Genomic DNA, 15547 nt, shown 5'->3' with positions numbered 1-15547 from the left:
TGAGGACGGGAGAGCGGGTGCAGCGGGTGGAGGGTCGTGACGAGGACTTCACGGCTTTCGTGCTGGCCAGATCGGGGCGGCTGGTCCATCTGGCGCGGATGTTGTGCGGGGATGCGGCGTTGGCCGAGGACCTGGTCCAGACGGCGCTCGAGAAGGCGTACCTACGGTGGGACCGGATCGAGCTGGGCGATCCGTTCGCCTATGTCCGGCAGGCCGTCGTCAACCAGCATCTGTCCTGGGTCCGGCGCCGGTTGTGGCGGGAGCGGCCGAGTGGGGGCGCGGCCGAGATGGATGAGCAACTCGGGTACTCGCTGCCGTTGCAGTACGCCGAGGATCCGAGTTCCGGGGTGGAACGCCGCCTCGCGATCGCCGAAGCGCTGGCGGCGCTGAGCAGGAGGGAACGGGCGGTGGTGGTACTGCGGTACGTCGAAGACCTCACCGAGTCGCAGACCGCGGCGACCCTCGGGATCGCGGTCGGAACAGTGAAGAGTGCGAACGCCCGGGCCCTCAAGAAGCTGCGAGTCGCGCCCGAGTTGGCCGGCAGCTACGCGGGAGAGCAGTCATGAACGACCAAGACCTCCGGGAGGCGCTGCGGCCAGGGGACGGCATCGCGCCGCTGGACCCCGCGAAGGTGATCGCCGGCGCGCACCGGCGACGGCGGCGCGGCCTGGTGGCCGTCGGCGCGTCCGCGGGCGCAGTACTGGCTGTGGTTGCGGTGGGGGTGGTCGCCGGGATGCCGCAGGGTGACAGTCCGGTGATCGAGCAGCCGGTCGCGCCTTCGATCAGTACGCCGACGCCGAGCACTCCTGCTACTGCGAGTCCGCCGCCGCTGGGCACACCTTCCCCGTCGCCGCCGACGGCCACCCCCTCGGTCAGTACGCCGTTTGCTCCGGTGCCCACTCCCGGCACTCCGACGTCCGCGCCGACCCCGTCGGCAGCCAACTGATTGTTGCTAGAAGCAAACATTTCTTGATCTCGACGAGTTTCCGGTCCGGCAGAACCTTTCCGGAGGTGACTCGCGTCCTTGAGCCCGACAGAGAGAAACTCTTGCGGAGGGCAACAATGACGAAGACTGTGATCAAGCGGCTGGTCGTGGCCGGACTGGTGGTTGTGGCGCTCGCGGGCGGCACAGTCGCCGCCGCGGCTGCTTCCGACCGTGGCAAGCCGCCGGCCAGTACGCCGACGCCAGTGCCGACTGACGCGCCGACCCCGGCGCCGGTGGGAGGCACGCCTTCGGTCTATGCGCCGACCCCGGCGCCGTCACCGGCTGCCGTGCCGTCGAACGCGACGCCGAGCGCGAGCCCCGAGCAGTCGCACGGCACGCCGAGCGTGAGTCCCGTGCCGCCGGAGGTGACGGCAAGCGCAACGCCCGTGCCAACGGAGGCGACGCCGAGCGCTAGCCCCGAGCCGCCGCGGGCGACCCCGAGCGTGAGCCCTGGGCAGTCTCACGCGACGCCGAGCAAGGCGCCCCGGCCGACGCCGAGCGCAAGCCCCGAGCCGCCGCGGGCGACGCCGAGCCAGCCGTCCACAGCGGTGGCTCCGACGCCGGTTCCGTCGCCGGGCAAGTGACTCGCGACTCCTGAGATGAGGGGCCATCCACGACGGACGGCCCCTCGATCTCACTCAGCAGGAGCCGAAGCTCCCCGCGGCGATCCACGCCTTCGACACGTACATTCCCGCATGCACCCGCAGCCAGACGTTGGTCGTGCCCTGCGATCCCGTGACGCTCTGCCCGGTGGTCTGGCACTCCACCGTCACCTGAGCCGACTTACCCGCCATCCCGACGACCGCGCCGCTGGAGCTGGCCGAGTTGCGGATGTTCAGGTAGCCCGATGTGAGCGCCACCGTCCCTCGGCCACCGTCACCGGTCCACAGGTACGTCGCGTCCACCCACGCGTTGTCCGTGAGCTTCAGCGCGTCCCAGAAGACCCCGTCCGCGAGGTCGATCCCGGCCGGGTTCGCGACCTTCCGGCCGAACTGATCCTTCCCGCCGTTGTAGCCGTTCTGGTACGCCGCCTGCGCCTCCGGCCGGCCCTGCGGAAGGTCCTTCCACATCTCCCGGGTGGCGCTCGGGTTCCAGTAGTCGTCCTTGGTGTTCCACGGTCCGACGTCCCAGACCGGTTCGAACGCACACCTGCTCGCGGTGCACACCTTGACCGAGTAGTTGCCGGAGCCCTTGGCCGCCAGCCCGCGCCGGGACGGCAGTGCGACGAAGTGGTCCCGGCTGACGATGACGTGGCCGTTGGCCGTCGTGCCGCCGACCAGCCCTTCGCGGGTCGCGAAGACGCGCGACTTCAACGGAGCGGCTTGAATCGCCGGGGTGCCGGAGGTCGCCTGATTCGTGGCCTGAACACGGAGGTCGCCGATCCACGGGCTGCCACCCTGCGGTGGCGCGACCACAATGATCCTGAGCTGGACCTGGTCGCTCGCCGCAGGCAGTGCCGTCGGCCGGCCTGCCTTCGCGGGGGTCCACTCCGACCACCTGTCCCTGACGAGAGCCCGTACGTCGACCTCGGCCGTCGACCGGTCCGGCGTACCGGCGGTGTAGTCGACCACCACGGCCGAGGTGACCGCCGGAAGCTTGATCGGCGCCAGGTCGGCGATGCCGGAGCGTTGCCGCACCTCGGTCGATCCGATCGACGCGGGGGCGTCGCCGAGGACGATGCGCTGACCGTCGACGCGGACGTTGGTGGAGCCGTCCACGGGCTGGGCAGCCACGTTGACGGGGTCGGTGGGGCTTGCTGAGCTGGGCCCGGCCGCGAGGGCGAGCGGAGCGATGGCGAGCGCCGCGGTGAGACAGACCGCTGCTCGGGCCTTGGCTGTGAGACGCATGACGGATACCTCCGGGGCGGTGAAGGTCACCGGGCGAACCACCCGGTGCACCCAATGTGACCAACAAACCGCTCGTCTGTATAGCTCGTGAATAAATTTCTTCCGACCAATCGGTGACACAACAGAACCTAAACGGTCACCCACCGGGTTTGGACGGATGTGACAGAGGCGAAGGAGAACCGATGACCCGCTCCGCGGACGCCGACTTCGAACGGTTCGTGCAGGCTCAGTCGACCCGGCTGCTCCGCTTCGCGGAGATGTTGTGCGGGGACCGGCACACGGCCGAGGATCTCGTCCAGCAGGCGCTGATGCGGTCCTACCCGAAGTGGCACCGGCTCGACACCGACCCGCTCCGCTACGTCCGCCGGGTGCTGGTGAACCGGTTCCTGTCCGCCTCGCGCCGGCACTGGTCCAACGAAGTACCGAGTGATCCGGTCGACAACGACTGGGACCACCGCGAGGTCGCCGACTTCGCCGCGCAGGTGCAGACCCGGGAGGCCGTGCTGGCGGCGCTGGGCGGGCTGACCGTCCGGGAGCGGGCCGTGGTCGCGTTGCGCTACTCGCAGGACCTCTCCGAGGCCGAGACCGCCGAACTGCTCGGGATGGCGCCAGGGACCGTCAAGAGCACCGCGTCGCGCGCTCTGGCCAAGCTGCGCCTGGCACCCGACCTGATGGACACCACTGTGGGAGGAAGAGCATGACCGACGACCAGCGGGTGCGCAGCGCGCTCGAGTACGACCTGGAGCCCTGGCAGCCCGACCCGGCCGACCTGATGCGTCGCGGCCGTCGGCTCGCCTGGTTCCGCCGAGGACTGGCCGCGGCGGGTGTGACCGCCCTCGCCGGCACTGTCGCGACAGTGTCCGCCGCGGTCGGGGGACCCACCGACGTACGCAACCTGCTGGCCGGAGACGGCAAGCCACCGGCGCCGGTCCCCGTCAGTACGCCGTCCGCCGCCCCGACCTGCCTGCCGAACGTGCCGACACCTGGTCAGGTGAAGGTCGAGGCGAGCACCAAGGTCATGGTGCCGCCCAAGGTCCAGCAGCCGACGACGCTGCCGACCGCCAACCCAACCCTGCCGGGCAAGCCGACGGCGAACCCGACGCTGCCTGGTAAGCCGACGGCGAACCCGACGCTGCCGGGTAAGCCGACGGCGAACCCGACTCTGCCGGGCAAGCCAACGGCCAACCCGACTCTTCCCGGCAAGCCGTCTCTCCCGGGCAAGCCTGAGCTGCCGCCTTGCGTGCACGTTCCGAACCCGACGGCAACGCCGTCCGTGCCCGGCAAGCCCACACTCCCGCCGGTACCGACCACCAAGCCGACACTGCCGGGCAAGCCGAGCCTGCCGCCGGTACCGACTGCAACCCTGTCGCTCCCAGGCAAGCCGACTCTCCCCAAGCTGCCGCCGCTCCCCACCAAGCCAACCTTGCCCAAGCCGCCGAAGCCGTCGTGGCCCACCACCACCCCGACCTGGCCGACCCATCCGCCGTTGCCGACCGGCACCCCCTCCTTCCACCGGTAGGGCGCTCCCGGACCACCGGCGAGTAGAGCGAATCGACCTCTGCCCGCCGGTGCTCCCATCAGCCGGCCCTGCAACTCCAGCGAGGACCAGCCGGATGGGAGCCGGCTGGTCCTCAGCTCGAAGCCACCCGAAGCTGAGCGGCAGTTGCCTCGTCGGCGGGGAAGAACGATTCGATCATCAGTTCCGAGACCGTCACGTCCAGCGGCGTGCCGAAGGTCGCGATCGTGGTGAGCAGCGACAGTTCACGATCTCCATGACGCAGCTTCATCGGTACGACGACCTCCGACGCCGTACCGAGCTCGATCCGCTCACCCCCGGGGTACGCACGCAGTTCGTCGTACAGGTCCTGGAGCTCGGGGTCGGCCGTGCTCGCCAGCTGGCGATGCAGGCTGGACAGCACACTCGCGCGAAGCTCGGGCAGGTTGCCGATCCGCGGCGCCATCCCGTCGGGATGCAGGGTGAGACGCAACGCGTTGATCGGTGGCTTGAGCAACTCCGCCGTGACTCCCTCGGTGAACAACGCGATACCGGCGTTCGCTTCGACGATGTTCCACCACCGGTCGACCACCAGCGCGGGATACGGCTCGTGGGCCTTGAGCAACCGGCGCAACGCCTCCCGGACCGCCAGCATTGCCGGTGAATGCAGTGAGGCCTCGCTGTAGATCGGCGCGTAACCGCCGGCCAGCAGCAACTGGTTGCGATCCCGCAGCGGTACGTCGAGGTGCTCCGCCAGCCGCAGTACCATCTCGCGGCTCGGTTTCGACCGGCCGGTCTCGACGAAACTGACGTGCCGGGTGGACACCTCCACCTGGTTGGCCAGGTCCAGCTGGCTGAGCCGGCGACGCTCTCGCCAGCCGCGCAACAACTCACCCACCGGGCGCTGGAACGTCTCGTCGATCGTCACGCTCATGTCTCGACGGTAACCGCTGAGGTGGTCACCTCGATGACCTCCGACGTCATCGACCGGCACCCGATCGGTACGACTTTCGTCGGCCCTGGTGCCCGCCCGACGGTGGATGTCCTGCGCTGGCGTGCTGCCTAGGTTCAGCGGTATGGAAAAACGTTGGAAACAAGGCATTCCAGTGGTGATGGTTGCTGTCGGCGCCATCACCGCTCTGCTCCCCGGTACTGCGGCAGCGGCGCCCGCCAAGCCGCTCGCCGCCATCGACTGGGCCGCATGCAACCCAGGCAGCGTCGAGCAGTGCGGCAAGTTGACCGTGCCGCTGGACTGGTCGAAGCCGGCAGGCACCAAGACCGAGATCCTGGTCGCCCGGGTGCCCGCGAAGGACCAGGTGAACAAGCTCGGATCGTTGACGTTCAACCCCGGCGGTCCCGGTGGCGCCGGGGCGTCGATCTTCGCCGAAGGCCTGGCCGACCGGATCTTCGGGGACTATCGCGACCGCTACGACCTGGTCAGCTTCGATCCCCGGGGAAGCGGCGGCAGCACCGCACTCGCCTGCGGCCCGATCCTGCGCCCCGGCGTACCGGTGTTCCCCAAGAACAAGGCGCAGTACGACGCCATGGTCGCCTCGAGTCGCGCCACGGGTGAGGCCTGCCTGCGCAAGCACGGCGAGCTGATGCGCAACCTCGACACCCGCACGGCCGCCCGCGACCTGGACGCGATCCGGGCCGCGCTCGGGGAGGACAAACTCAACTTCATCGGCCTGTCCTACGGCTCCTACCTCGGTACGACGTACGCGCAACTCTTCCCGCGGCGGGTCGGCCGGATGGTGCTGGACGGGATCGTCGACCACGCGCAGGGCGCGACCCGGTTCATGCTCGACGAGGCGAAGACGATGGAGGACACCTTCAACCGGTTCGCCGCTTGGTGCGACCGGGACGCCTCGTGTGCCTTGCACGGGCAGGACGTCGGCGCGGTCTGGGACAAGCTGGTCGCCAAGGCGGACAAGACTCCGCTGCAGGTGCCGGATCATCCGCCGGTCACCGGTGACACGATGCGGCTGACGCTGCCGGCGTTGATGCCGAAGACCGGTCTGATGGCTGATTCGTGGCCGCCGCTGGCCGAGGGAATCGCGCAGGCGGTCAAGGGCGACGGCTCGTTGTTCGCCCAGACGAGCTACCTCGGCGCCTACGAGACGGCGTACGCCGCGGTGTCCTGCATGGACCTGCCCGGTGAGCTCGAGGGGTACGCCGACGCGAAGGCCCGGCTGGCGATGGCGAAGGCGGTCGCGCCTCGCGTCGGAGCCGCGGTCGAAGGCTGGGTGATCACGGCCGCCTGTTCGGGGTGGCCGGTCGAGCCGAGCAATCCGTGGCAGCCGACGCCGGTCAAGGGTGTGCCGCCGATCCTCATCACCTCGACCGCGCACGACCCGTCCACACCGGTCAGCAACGCCTACGGGCTCGCGCGTCAGATCCGGGGCAGCCGGCTGCTGGTGACCGACGACGCCATCGGCCACACGGCGTACTTCAACTCGGCCTGTGGCCGCGCGGCGATCGCGTCGTACCTGATCGACGGCAAGCTGCCGCCGAAGCGCTCCACCTGCCGCTGAGCTCCACCCGCAGCAGAGCAGTGCTCTCGCGGACGATCAGCTCGACGGCCGGTTCGCTCGTCGGTCGCTCGAGTTGCTCGTCCGCGCGCTCTCGGCCGTGGCCAGGCTGCTTCGGTCGACCGGACGTCCCGACTCGGCGGAGAGCCGCACCGCGGCGAGCAGTTCGAGTGTGCCGTGGCCCGGACGATGGCCGTCGCAGGCCTCGGCATGCTGCAGGCTCTCACTCCAGGCCTGCGCCACCGGTGCCTCTCGCCCCGGAACGGCGGTGAGCCGCCAGTCCGCGCAGTCGCTGACCTCCACGGTCGCGTGCTCGAAGTCGAACCGCAGATAGTTCACCTCCCGCGGAGCCAGCGAGCTGCTGACCACATTGGCGATCGTGCCGTCCGCGAACGTCACCAACGCGCCCGACACGTCCTCGATCGCCGTCCGCCGGGCCCGCCGGCTGGCCACCGCGACCACGCTCGTCCACTCCCCGAGCACACCGAGCATCAACTCGAGCTGATGCCGGTACTCCGGGGCGGTCCCGGGCGCCAGATACTCGGCCGGCCGCAGTCCCAGGGTGTTGCAGACCGCGCTGACCACCCGTCCCCAGCGAGCGTCGTTCGCCACCCGCCGCAACGGCAGCTGCAAACAGGACGTGTCCATCTCGACCGCCCCTCTGAACATCATCGAAAACCTTCGAGCCCGTTCAGGCTAAGAGTGGCAGGAATTGCCGTCAAACTTTCGAAACTTATCGGAATCGGTGGTGATCACGCACGGCAGGAAAAGAGGTGGTTCCGGTCTCCCGGTCAGCGCTTCCGCGGACGATGATGTGCAGCATGGGCGCAGAGCTGGAGGGCGGGGATGAGTAATCTGCAGTTCGATCCGGAGGTGTCGCGGCAGCTCGAGTCGGTCTACACGACACCGGACGTGATCGAGCAGCGGCGGGTGGTTCGGACGGCGCTCGCGCTCCGGCCGGGAGACCGGGTCCTCGACGTCGGCGTCGGGCCCGGACTGCTGGCCGCGGAAATGGCGGCCGAGGTCGGGCCGGGCGGGCGGATCTGCGGAATCGACATCAGCGACAGCATGCTGGCGCTCGCGGCGACCCGAGCCAAGGTGCCGAACGGGCCGGCGATCGAACTGCACCATGCGGCGGCCGGGCGCATCCCGCAAGGACCCGACAGCTTCGACGTCGTGGTCTCCACCCAGGTCTTCGAGTACCTGGACGACGTACCGGGTGCCCTCAACGAGATCCGCCGAGTACTACGCCCCGCCGGGCGCGTGGTCCTGCTGGATACCGACTGGGGCTCGATCGTCTGGCGATCCACTGACGACAGCCGGATGAGTCGCGTACTGACCGCCTTCGAGGAGCACCTCGAGGATCCGCATCTGCCCCGCACTCTGGGGGACTCACTGGACAAGGCAGGCTTCACCGTCACTCACCGGCAAGTGGTCCCGATGCTCAACACCGGCTACGACGCGCGCACCTACAGCGCCGGGCTGATCGACATCGTGGAGGCGTTCGTTCCCGGCCGGGCGAAGGTGTCCGAGCAGGAAGCCACCGCCTGGGCGGAGGATCTCCGCAACCTCGGGGACAGCTACTTCTTCAGCCTCAACCGCTATCTCTTCGTCGCTTCTGCTCTTTGACGGGAAGTAACGCCGACAGCCCGCCGTGGGCGCGGCGGGCCGTTGTGCGTTGGGGAGTCAGTTGGTGCGGAGGCTTGAGAAGAAGGCGCGGATGTCGTTGGTGACGTCTTGGGGGCGTTCGAGGGAGGCGTAGTGGCCGCCGGTGGGGTAGTTGGTCCAGTGGACGATGTTGGGGTTGTCGCGATCGGCGAGTGGGCGAATGGTTTTGAAGTCGTCGGCGAAGACGGCGACGCCGGTGGGGGCGGTGTTGAGGGCTGGTTCGGTGCCGGCGTTGGCTTCTTCGTAGTGGTAGCGGCCGGCCGCGGCGGAGGTGTTGGTGAACCAGTAGAGGGTGACTTGGGTGAGGATCTGGTCGGGGGTGAGGAGGCTGGTGCCGTTGCCGAAGTTGTTGAACAGTTCGTTCCAGGCGAGTTGACCGACAGGGGAGTCGGAGATGCCGACAGCAACTGTTTGGGGTCGGGTGGAGTTGATGGCGTTGTAGCCGCCGACGGACTGGAACCAGGCGAGGTGTTCGAGGGCGGCGTAGTCGTCGGGGGTGAATTTCTCGAACTCGGTGGGGTTGCCGGAGGGGAAGGAGAAGAGTTGGAGGACGTGGAGGCCTAGGAAGCCGGGAGGGTTGAGGAGGCCGAGTTCGCGGGAGATCATGGCGCCGGCGTCGGAGCCGTGGGTGCCGTAGGTGTTGTAGCCGAGGCGGCGCATGAGGGTGTCGAAGGTGCGGGCGACGCGGGCCATGGTCCAGCCGCGGTCGGTCAGTGGGGTGCTGAAGCCGAAGCCGGGGATGGAGGGGATGACGAGTGAGTAGGCCTCGGAGGCCTGGCCGCCGTGGGCGGCGGGGTCGGTGAGGGGGCCGATCATGTCGAGGAAGTCGATGAAGGATCCGGGGTAGGTGTGGATCAGCAGCAGTGGGGTGGCGTCGGGTTCGGCGGACGGGACGTGGAGGAAGTGGACGGTCTGGCCGTCGATGTCGGTGAGGTAGTGCGGGAACTGGTTGATCCGGGCTTCCTGGGCGCGCCAGTCGAAGGTGTGTTGCCAGTGGTCGACCATGTCGGTGAGGTAGTGGTTCGGGGTGCCGAGGTCCCAGTTGTCGCCGGGGGCGGGCTCGGGGAGGCGGGTGCGGGCGAGACGCTCGTTCAGGTCGTCCAGGTCGGTCTGGGCGATCTCGACGCGGAAGGGGCGAATGTCTGCGGAGGAGGTGCTGTCGTTGTTGTTCATGGCTTTACCGTAGAAGCCATATAGGAACGTTGGATTCCTATTTACCGAACTCTTTTTCGGCGGCCGACAACGGCAGCAAACGGTCCACCGTCGCGCGGCCGACCTCGCGCATCGCCGCCGCGGTCATGTTGGTCTTGAGCAGGAACTGCAGCCCCTGCTGGATGGTCAGCAGGAGTCGGCCGAGTTCGCGAGGGTTGGTGTCGTCGGGCAGGTCGCCCTCGGCCACTGCTCGCGCCACCGCATTGGTGAAGCAGTCCTCGACCGCCTGGTACGTCGCCCGCGCGCGGCCGGTGACCTCGGGGTCGCGCGCCGCCAGTTCGGTGGTGCTGTTGGCCAGGAAGCAGCCCCTGGTCACCTCGACCGGACCGTTGTGCTGGGTAACGTCATCGGGTGGGCCGGGGGTGAAGAAGCCTCGCAGTACGACGATGGCGCGCTCGCCTCGCTGGACGGCTTCGCAGACACCGTCGGAGGTCTCGTGCGCGTAGGCGCCGAGCACCTTGAGGAACAACTGGTGCTTGTCACCGAAGGCGCCGTACAGGCTGCCCTTGCCGAGCCCGGTGGCCCTCGTCAGGTCGTCGAGCGAGGTCGCCGCGTAACCCTTCTGCCAGAACTCGTCCCGCGCGGCTCGCAGTACCTGCTCCTCGTCGAACTTCCTCGGCCGGCCCATACCGCTCAGCCTACCGCGTATTTGACCGATCGGTCCTGAATGGCTTTACTGGACCGTATGGTCAATAACTCGCTGCAAGGAAAGAACGCTCTGGTCACCGGTGGCACCCGGGGCATCGGGGCGAGCATCGTCGCCCGGCTGCTGGCCGGTGGTGCCACCGTCGTCACCACCTCGCGGACGCCGGTCGACAACCTGCCCGCGGGCGTTCACTACATCCAGGCCGACCTCGGTACGCCGGAAGGCGCGACCCGGCTCGGCGAAGAGACGCTGAGGCACTTCGACGGCAAACTCGACATCCTGATCAACAACGCCGCCTCCAGCGAGGCCTATCCCGCAGGAGCCGGCTCCATCCCCGACGACGCCTGGCAGAGCTCGCTCGACCTGTCCTACCTGAGCGCGGTCCGGGTGACCTCTCGCTTGCTGCCGAGTCTGCTGACGGCGCGAGGCGCGATCGTCAACATCTCGTCGGCCGTCACGCTCGAGGTCGTACCGGCTCTGGCCCACTATGCGGCCGCCAAAGCAGCCCTGGAGAAGTACAGCCAGACCCTGGCCGCAGAGTTGGCTCCTCAGGGTGTCCGGCTCAATGTGGTCATCCCGGGCAACGTCGTCACGCCGGGCGCCGACAAGATCCGCCAGGATCTGGCCGACGCGGCCGGCATCCCGGTGGAAGCGATCACCGCAGGAACCCCGCTCGGTCGAGCGGGCATCCCCACCGACATCGCCGCCGCCGTCGCCTTCCTGGTCTCCGACCAGGCCGAATGGATCACCGGCACTCAGCTCCTGGTGGACGGCGGTGCCTCAGTAGGACTGGCGGCCTGATTGGTTGTACCTACCGACAGGAAGTAGTCCGTCGCACGCATTGGCGCCACGCTCACGGCAGCACCGCCAGGCCACGATATCGGCACTACTGCCTGTCGTTCGGTACGCCGGCCCACAGGCGCGCCGTCTCCACCTCGGTTGCCGCGTCGTTGGTGCGCTGGAAGTTCCGGCCGCCCCTCGCGAAGGTGAGGACAGTCCCACCGGGCACCGCCGACTCGGGGATCGGGGACCGCGACCAGTCGCACGGGCGGACGTGCACGAGATCGGCGGCCGCTGCGGCGGGTGAGGCGTCGTACTGCCATCCGCCCTTAAGGCGGCCCAGGTAGTACGGGCCGTCTGGTTCCCGAGTCCAGACGAAGGCGCCGACCGGAACCTCGGCGAACCGCTGCAGCCGCCGGGCGGTGCGGGCGTCGTACGTGAAGGCGGTGGCGGTGAGCGCCTCGGCGAGGTCGGCGGGCGGAGGATCGAGGCGGCCGCCGAATCCGCAGCAGCCGAGATCCAGTGCGCGTTCCACGGCCAGGCCGGCCGGTACGTCGTCGCGGCGGGATCGCATCGGCGCGCGGTACACGGGGATCGGTGCGCGGTACACGGGGTCGGTCATCCGTCGTCCGTTCGGTCGCTGTCCGGCGGAACCGACGACCTGGGGCGGGCGCACCGTGGGGTACGCCCGCCGCCGTCGGTCGTTCTCCCGCCCCTCAGTGGGAGAACTCGCGGCTCGGTGAGCACCACCCATGCCCGAATGGGGCCGACTGAACCGCGGGACTGTCTACTCGTACCCCACCGTCGGTGGCTCACACCCGGCGATCCGGAAAACTTGACGTTTCTCGTACAACGGCCGCCGTGGACGGATGACACCGGCCGCACCTAGCCTGAACAACGATTCCGTGGCCGGGGGTGGCCGTGGGCGTCACAGGGGGGAGGGGTCGATGACGGACGTCTTCGACGAGATTCAGGACGACGAGCTGTCCGAGGCCGAGCTGGACGAGCTGGAAGCGCTCGGGGCCGGCGAGGACGCGGAGCTGATCCTCGGGCAATTAGATGCCTGAGGCAAGGATTGTCTGGCGGCGGACCCAGCTGAACCGGCGGACCGTCGCGATGCTGGTGGCGGCCGAGAAGCTCTACCGGTCGCAGTTCAGGTTCATCCAGGGCTCGTACAACAAGGGTGGCGTGGAAGCCTCCGCCGGGACGCACGACGGTGGCGGCGCGGTCGACGTCGACGTGGCCAAGCAGAGTCCGGCCCAGCGCCGGGCGATCGTGCTGGCCCTGCGCAAGGTCGGCTTCGCCGCGTGGCTCCGGACACCGGCGCAGGGTCGCTGGCCGTACCACGTGCACGCGATCGCGATCGGCGACCAGGACCTGTCCCGAGGTGCCGCGATCCAGGTGCAGGAGTACAAGCGCAAACGCAACGGGCTGGCCAACCGGGGCACGGACGACGGCCCACCCGGTTTCTACGCGATGACCTGGGAGCTCTATCTCAAGGCGCACCCGGCACCGGAGCCGCCCGCCGTACCGGACTCGTCGATCTCGCTCGCCGCGATGGCCTATGCGCGGACGCACGACGCGATGACCGGAGCGTGGGGTGCCGACCGGGCCCGGGTCGTCGCCTGGGCCGCGCATCCGAGGGTCGGGGCGATCGCCGGGACCGAGACCGTACCGGCCGCCGGCGTCTCGTGGCACCTGCACTTCCAGCGCGTACTGCGAAAGGTGGAACTGAAGTTCGGGCTGCCTCCGACCGGCATCTTCAACGACGGCATTGCCACCGTGATGAAACGCTACGGCTACACGATCACCGCCTGACCCGAACCGCGGGAGCAACGACAAGGCCCCACCGGTAGCAGCCGGTGGGGCCTTGATTGGTCCACTACCGCCCGAACATCTCCGGTGCGACTGTGGAGGTGGAGAGCGGAACCGACGCCGATGCAGGGGTCAAGACGTCGGCTCCGCTTGCCTGTGGGGTTATCTCGCGTCGACCGCCCAGACGTGCGCCTGGTGGAACTCGAGGTCTCGCTGCATGCCGACCGGGGCACCGGCCGTTCCGAGGTGCTGGAGCGTCGGTACGACGACCGCTCGGACGTCCGACCGCTTCACCTCGTCCAGCAGCGCGTGGAACGCGGCGGACTCGGCGGCGTCGCGCTCGGTGTACACCGTGCCGAGGGCGAATCCCTCGGCACTGGCGAACGCCGCGAGCGAGTTCGTGGCCGCGGCCAGTTCCTCCGCGCAGCTGAGCGCGTCGGCCCGGACGTAGCCGAGCAGCGTCGGACGGGTGGTCATCGCGCTAGCTCCGGTACGCCGACCGCGTCGACGAGAACGGGCTCGCTGGTCACGCGCAGGGAGGCGAACCGGCGGCGCATGGCTTCTTCGTACTGCGCTGCCTGGTCGACGTCCGCGGTGTGGTCAGCGATCGTGGTGGCGCCGAACCAGACCCGCACGCGGCGGTGCGAGGCGGGAATCTCGATCGACTCGGTCATCGGTGGTCCTTCGGTTCTCGAGGAGGCTGCCCGACGCTGGGCATAAGGAAAGAACACCGTATAAAGCCGCACCCCGGAATAGACCGACAAGGACCTTTACAGAGGCCTTACGCAGTGTTGTCATCGCGGTGAATTCGCTGGTCAGAAGGTGCGGGAGCGGTTCCGGGAACACTGTGCCTTTATGGCCTGTCAAGAATGTTTACCCTAATTTGCCAATAACGATTCGGGCACCGCCGGAGGGTTTCGTCACGGCCGCAAATGTAGGACTTCCTGCTAACTGCGGGCACTCATTCGAATACGGAGCGACCACGGCCAGGCTCCGCTCGAAGTCGTCGGCCCGGTCCGCGGTTTTGGCCAAGACCGTAATTCGCGGGGATCGCCGTCGAGATCAGGCGGTTTCGGAATGGTTCGGTGGGACGGCGGAGCGATGATTGCCGCTGACAACAAATAGCTGATGATGTCCACGGCGAGCACGAACTTGATTCCTGGTCCGGCCGGCAGCAGTGCGCCGTGTGGTGGAGCGGCCAGCCGGATCACGCTGCCGGAGCAGGCGGTGAATGAGTTCGCCGCGACCAGCCCTTCGCCGGTACGCACGATGGCCGGCATGAGCGTTCGGGCGGCCGGCTGATCCGGAGCCGCCGGAAGTCGCCGTTCCGCAAACTCGTCACGAGGCTGGAGGCTACTTGGAGAGCGGGCTGGACCACTCCGGCCGTCTCCGCGCTCGGTGAGCCCTCTGGTTGGTCCTCCGGCTAGGGTCGAGAGAGTGGAGATTGCTGCGCGGATCGCGTCCGCTCAATTGCAGGGTTTGGCCCGGGCCCGGCGGCAGATCGTGGCCGGCCCGCTGGTCGGCATGTTGCACGACGAGGACGTCTGGTTCCTGTCCGTGGCGGTCGCCGCCGAGCCGGGAACACCGTTCGACCCGGAAGAGGTGTCCTGGGCACTGGAGACGATCCGCAAGGCCTTCGCCGCCGAAGGACGCTGGCTGCACGCCGAACTGATCGAGGAGGCCAGCCCCGGTCTCGCCGAGGCACTCGCCGCCAACGGTATGACGATCGTCTCCCGCCCACCCCTGCTGGTGGTCGAGCCTGCAGACCTCAGGCTCCCGGAGCTCCCCGACGGCATCACTGCCTCGGTGATCAACTCCCCCGAGGAGCAGGCCGAAGCGGATGCCGTCGCCGCGGACGCCTACGAGACCGACGACGCAGCAAACCCGTTCCAGCCCGACCCCGCCAACGGCGCCGGCGTACTGATCCGCCAGAACGGCGCACCGGTCGCTACTGCCGCGTGGACCGCCATCGCCGACGGCGTGACCGAGGTCGCCGGAGTAGGCACGCTGCACTCCCACCGCCGACAGGGCCTGGGCGCACTCGCAACGGCGTACGCGACCCAGCAGGCCTTCAAAACCGGCGGCGCCACCCTCGCCTGGCTCACCCCCGGCGACGACGGCGCCGACCGCATCTACCGCCGCATCGGCTACACCCCCCAAGCCACCGCAATCCACCTAGGCGACCCCGGCGGCCACCTAAACGACCTGCGCTAACCGCCCACCACCCACCGCCCGCTGCCCGCGCTGCCGCCGCTGCCCGCGCTGCCCGCGCTGCCCCCACCGCTCGCGCTGCCCCCACTGCCCGTGCTGCCGCGCTGCCCCCACCGCTCGCGCTGCCCCCACTGCCCGTGCTGCCGCGCTGCCCCCCACCGCCCGTGCTGCCGCGCTGCCCCCCACCGCCCGTGCTGCCGCGCTGCCCGCGCTGCCCGCGCTGCCCGCGCTGCCCGCGCTGCCCGCCCCCGCCGTACGCACCCAGAGTTACCCCTGCGAACGAAGGGTTCCCCCCGGTTCTAACAGGGGGGAACTCTCCACTCGCGGGGGTTAGTTTCCTGCGGGTCGGGTGTTGCG

At 69.0% G+C, this 15547-nt stretch carries 19 protein-coding genes; 11 read left to right on the top strand and 8 right to left on the bottom strand.

The genetic code is table 11. The features are described from left to right. Positions 1-17 precede the first annotated feature (17 nt). From OX958_RS34775 to OX958_RS34765, 3 genes are all read left to right on the top strand, one after another. Positions 18-566: a SigE family RNA polymerase sigma factor gene (locus OX958_RS34775; protein ID WP_270134650.1), complete on the top strand. Its 549-nt coding sequence runs from the start codon at positions 18-20 to the stop codon at positions 564-566. After that, positions 563-946 carry a hypothetical protein gene (locus OX958_RS34770; protein WP_270134648.1) on the top strand — a complete coding sequence of 128 codons (384 nt, stop codon included), beginning with the start codon at positions 563-565 and terminating at the stop codon, positions 944-946. Before OX958_RS34775 ends, OX958_RS34770 begins: the two co-directional genes overlap by 4 nt. A gap of 116 nt (positions 947-1062) precedes the next feature. After that, the gene (locus OX958_RS34765; protein WP_270134647.1) at positions 1063-1569 is read left to right on the top strand and encodes a hypothetical protein; all 507 of its coding nucleotides are present in this window, start codon (positions 1063-1065) and stop codon (positions 1567-1569) included. Positions 1570-1623: 54 nt separating this feature from the next. On the opposite strand, the gene OX958_RS34760 is transcribed toward OX958_RS34765, so the two are convergent. Next, entirely contained in the window at positions 1624-2832 is a 1209-nt protein-coding gene (locus OX958_RS34760; RefSeq protein WP_270134646.1) for a hypothetical protein, read from the bottom strand. 182 nt (positions 2833-3014) lie between these two features. On the opposite strand from OX958_RS34760, the gene OX958_RS34755 reads away from it, so the two are divergent. Further along, entirely contained in the window at positions 3015-3533 is a 519-nt protein-coding gene (locus OX958_RS34755; RefSeq protein WP_270134644.1) for a SigE family RNA polymerase sigma factor, read from the top strand. Next, the gene (locus OX958_RS34750) at positions 3530-4351 is read left to right on the top strand and encodes a hypothetical protein (protein WP_270134642.1); all 822 of its coding nucleotides are present in this window, start codon (positions 3530-3532) and stop codon (positions 4349-4351) included. Before OX958_RS34755 ends, OX958_RS34750 begins: the two co-directional genes overlap by 4 nt. A gap of 112 nt (positions 4352-4463) precedes the next feature. Here OX958_RS34750 and OX958_RS34745 read toward each other — a convergent pair whose 3' ends face one another. Then, a complete protein-coding gene (locus tag OX958_RS34745; protein ID WP_270134641.1) occupies positions 4464-5261 on the bottom strand; it encodes a helix-turn-helix transcriptional regulator in 798 nt (265 codons plus the stop codon). A 142-nt stretch (positions 5262-5403) separates the two neighbouring features. Here OX958_RS34745 and OX958_RS34740 point away from each other — a divergent pair, with 142 nt between their 5' ends. After that, a complete protein-coding gene (locus OX958_RS34740) occupies positions 5404-6861 on the top strand; it encodes an alpha/beta hydrolase (RefSeq protein ID WP_270134639.1) in 1458 nt (485 codons plus the stop codon). Positions 6862-6897: 36 nt separating this feature from the next. Here the strand turns inward: OX958_RS34740 and OX958_RS34735 are convergent, their stop codons facing one another. Next, complete coding sequence (locus tag OX958_RS34735; RefSeq protein ID WP_270134638.1) at positions 6898-7530, bottom strand: Gfo/Idh/MocA family protein; 633 nt, start codon at positions 7528-7530, stop codon at positions 6898-6900. Positions 7531-7704: 174 nt separating this feature from the next. Between OX958_RS34735 and OX958_RS34730 the strand changes: the two genes are divergently transcribed. Next, positions 7705-8487 (top strand): methyltransferase domain-containing protein, encoded by a 783-nt coding sequence (locus OX958_RS34730; RefSeq protein WP_270134637.1) that lies wholly within the window; start codon positions 7705-7707, stop codon positions 8485-8487. A 57-nt stretch (positions 8488-8544) separates the two neighbouring features. Here OX958_RS34730 and OX958_RS34725 read toward each other — a convergent pair whose 3' ends face one another. After that, the gene (locus tag OX958_RS34725; RefSeq protein ID WP_270134636.1) at positions 8545-9699 is read right to left on the bottom strand and encodes an epoxide hydrolase family protein; all 1155 of its coding nucleotides are present in this window, start codon (positions 9697-9699) and stop codon (positions 8545-8547) included. Between the two features lie 37 nt (positions 9700-9736). Next, positions 9737-10366, bottom strand: a complete 630-nt coding sequence (locus OX958_RS34720; protein ID WP_270134635.1) for a TetR/AcrR family transcriptional regulator — start codon at positions 10364-10366, stop codon at positions 9737-9739. Between the two features lie 57 nt (positions 10367-10423). On the opposite strand from OX958_RS34720, the gene OX958_RS34715 reads away from it, so the two are divergent. Beyond that, a complete protein-coding gene (locus OX958_RS34715; protein WP_270134633.1) occupies positions 10424-11185 on the top strand; it encodes an oxidoreductase in 762 nt (253 codons plus the stop codon). An 85-nt stretch (positions 11186-11270) separates the two neighbouring features. On the opposite strand, the gene OX958_RS34710 is transcribed toward OX958_RS34715, so the two are convergent. Beyond that, positions 11271-11786, bottom strand: a complete 516-nt coding sequence (locus tag OX958_RS34710) for a GAF domain-containing protein (protein ID WP_270134631.1) — start codon at positions 11784-11786, stop codon at positions 11271-11273. A 437-nt stretch (positions 11787-12223) separates the two neighbouring features. Here OX958_RS34710 and OX958_RS34705 point away from each other — a divergent pair, with 437 nt between their 5' ends. Further along, positions 12224-12982 (top strand): hypothetical protein, encoded by a 759-nt coding sequence (locus OX958_RS34705; RefSeq protein ID WP_270134630.1) that lies wholly within the window; start codon positions 12224-12226, stop codon positions 12980-12982. A gap of 159 nt (positions 12983-13141) precedes the next feature. Here OX958_RS34705 and OX958_RS34700 read toward each other — a convergent pair whose 3' ends face one another. Then, positions 13142-13456, bottom strand: coding sequence for a hypothetical protein (locus OX958_RS34700; protein WP_270134629.1), 315 nt, complete (start codon positions 13454-13456; stop codon positions 13142-13144). Next, entirely contained in the window at positions 13453-13653 is a 201-nt protein-coding gene (locus OX958_RS34695) for a hypothetical protein (RefSeq protein ID WP_270134628.1), read from the bottom strand. The genes OX958_RS34700 and OX958_RS34695 overlap by 4 nt, the downstream gene beginning before the upstream one ends. Positions 13654-14107: 454 nt before the next feature. Here OX958_RS34695 and OX958_RS34690 point away from each other — a divergent pair, with 454 nt between their 5' ends. Together OX958_RS34690 and OX958_RS34685 are read left to right on the top strand one after the other, a co-directional pair. Next, positions 14108-14281, top strand: a complete 174-nt coding sequence (locus OX958_RS34690; RefSeq protein WP_270134627.1) for a hypothetical protein — start codon at positions 14108-14110, stop codon at positions 14279-14281. Positions 14282-14416: 135 nt separating this feature from the next. Beyond that, complete coding sequence (locus OX958_RS34685) at positions 14417-15193, top strand: GNAT family N-acetyltransferase (RefSeq protein WP_270134625.1); 777 nt, start codon at positions 14417-14419, stop codon at positions 15191-15193. Positions 15194-15547: the final 354 nt, after the last annotated feature.

The sequence above is a fragment of the Kribbella sp. CA-293567 genome, from assembly GCF_027627575.1.
Lineage (GTDB): Bacteria > Actinomycetota > Actinomycetes > Propionibacteriales > Kribbellaceae > Kribbella.
This window is presented reverse-complemented; position numbering and strand designations above follow the sequence as displayed.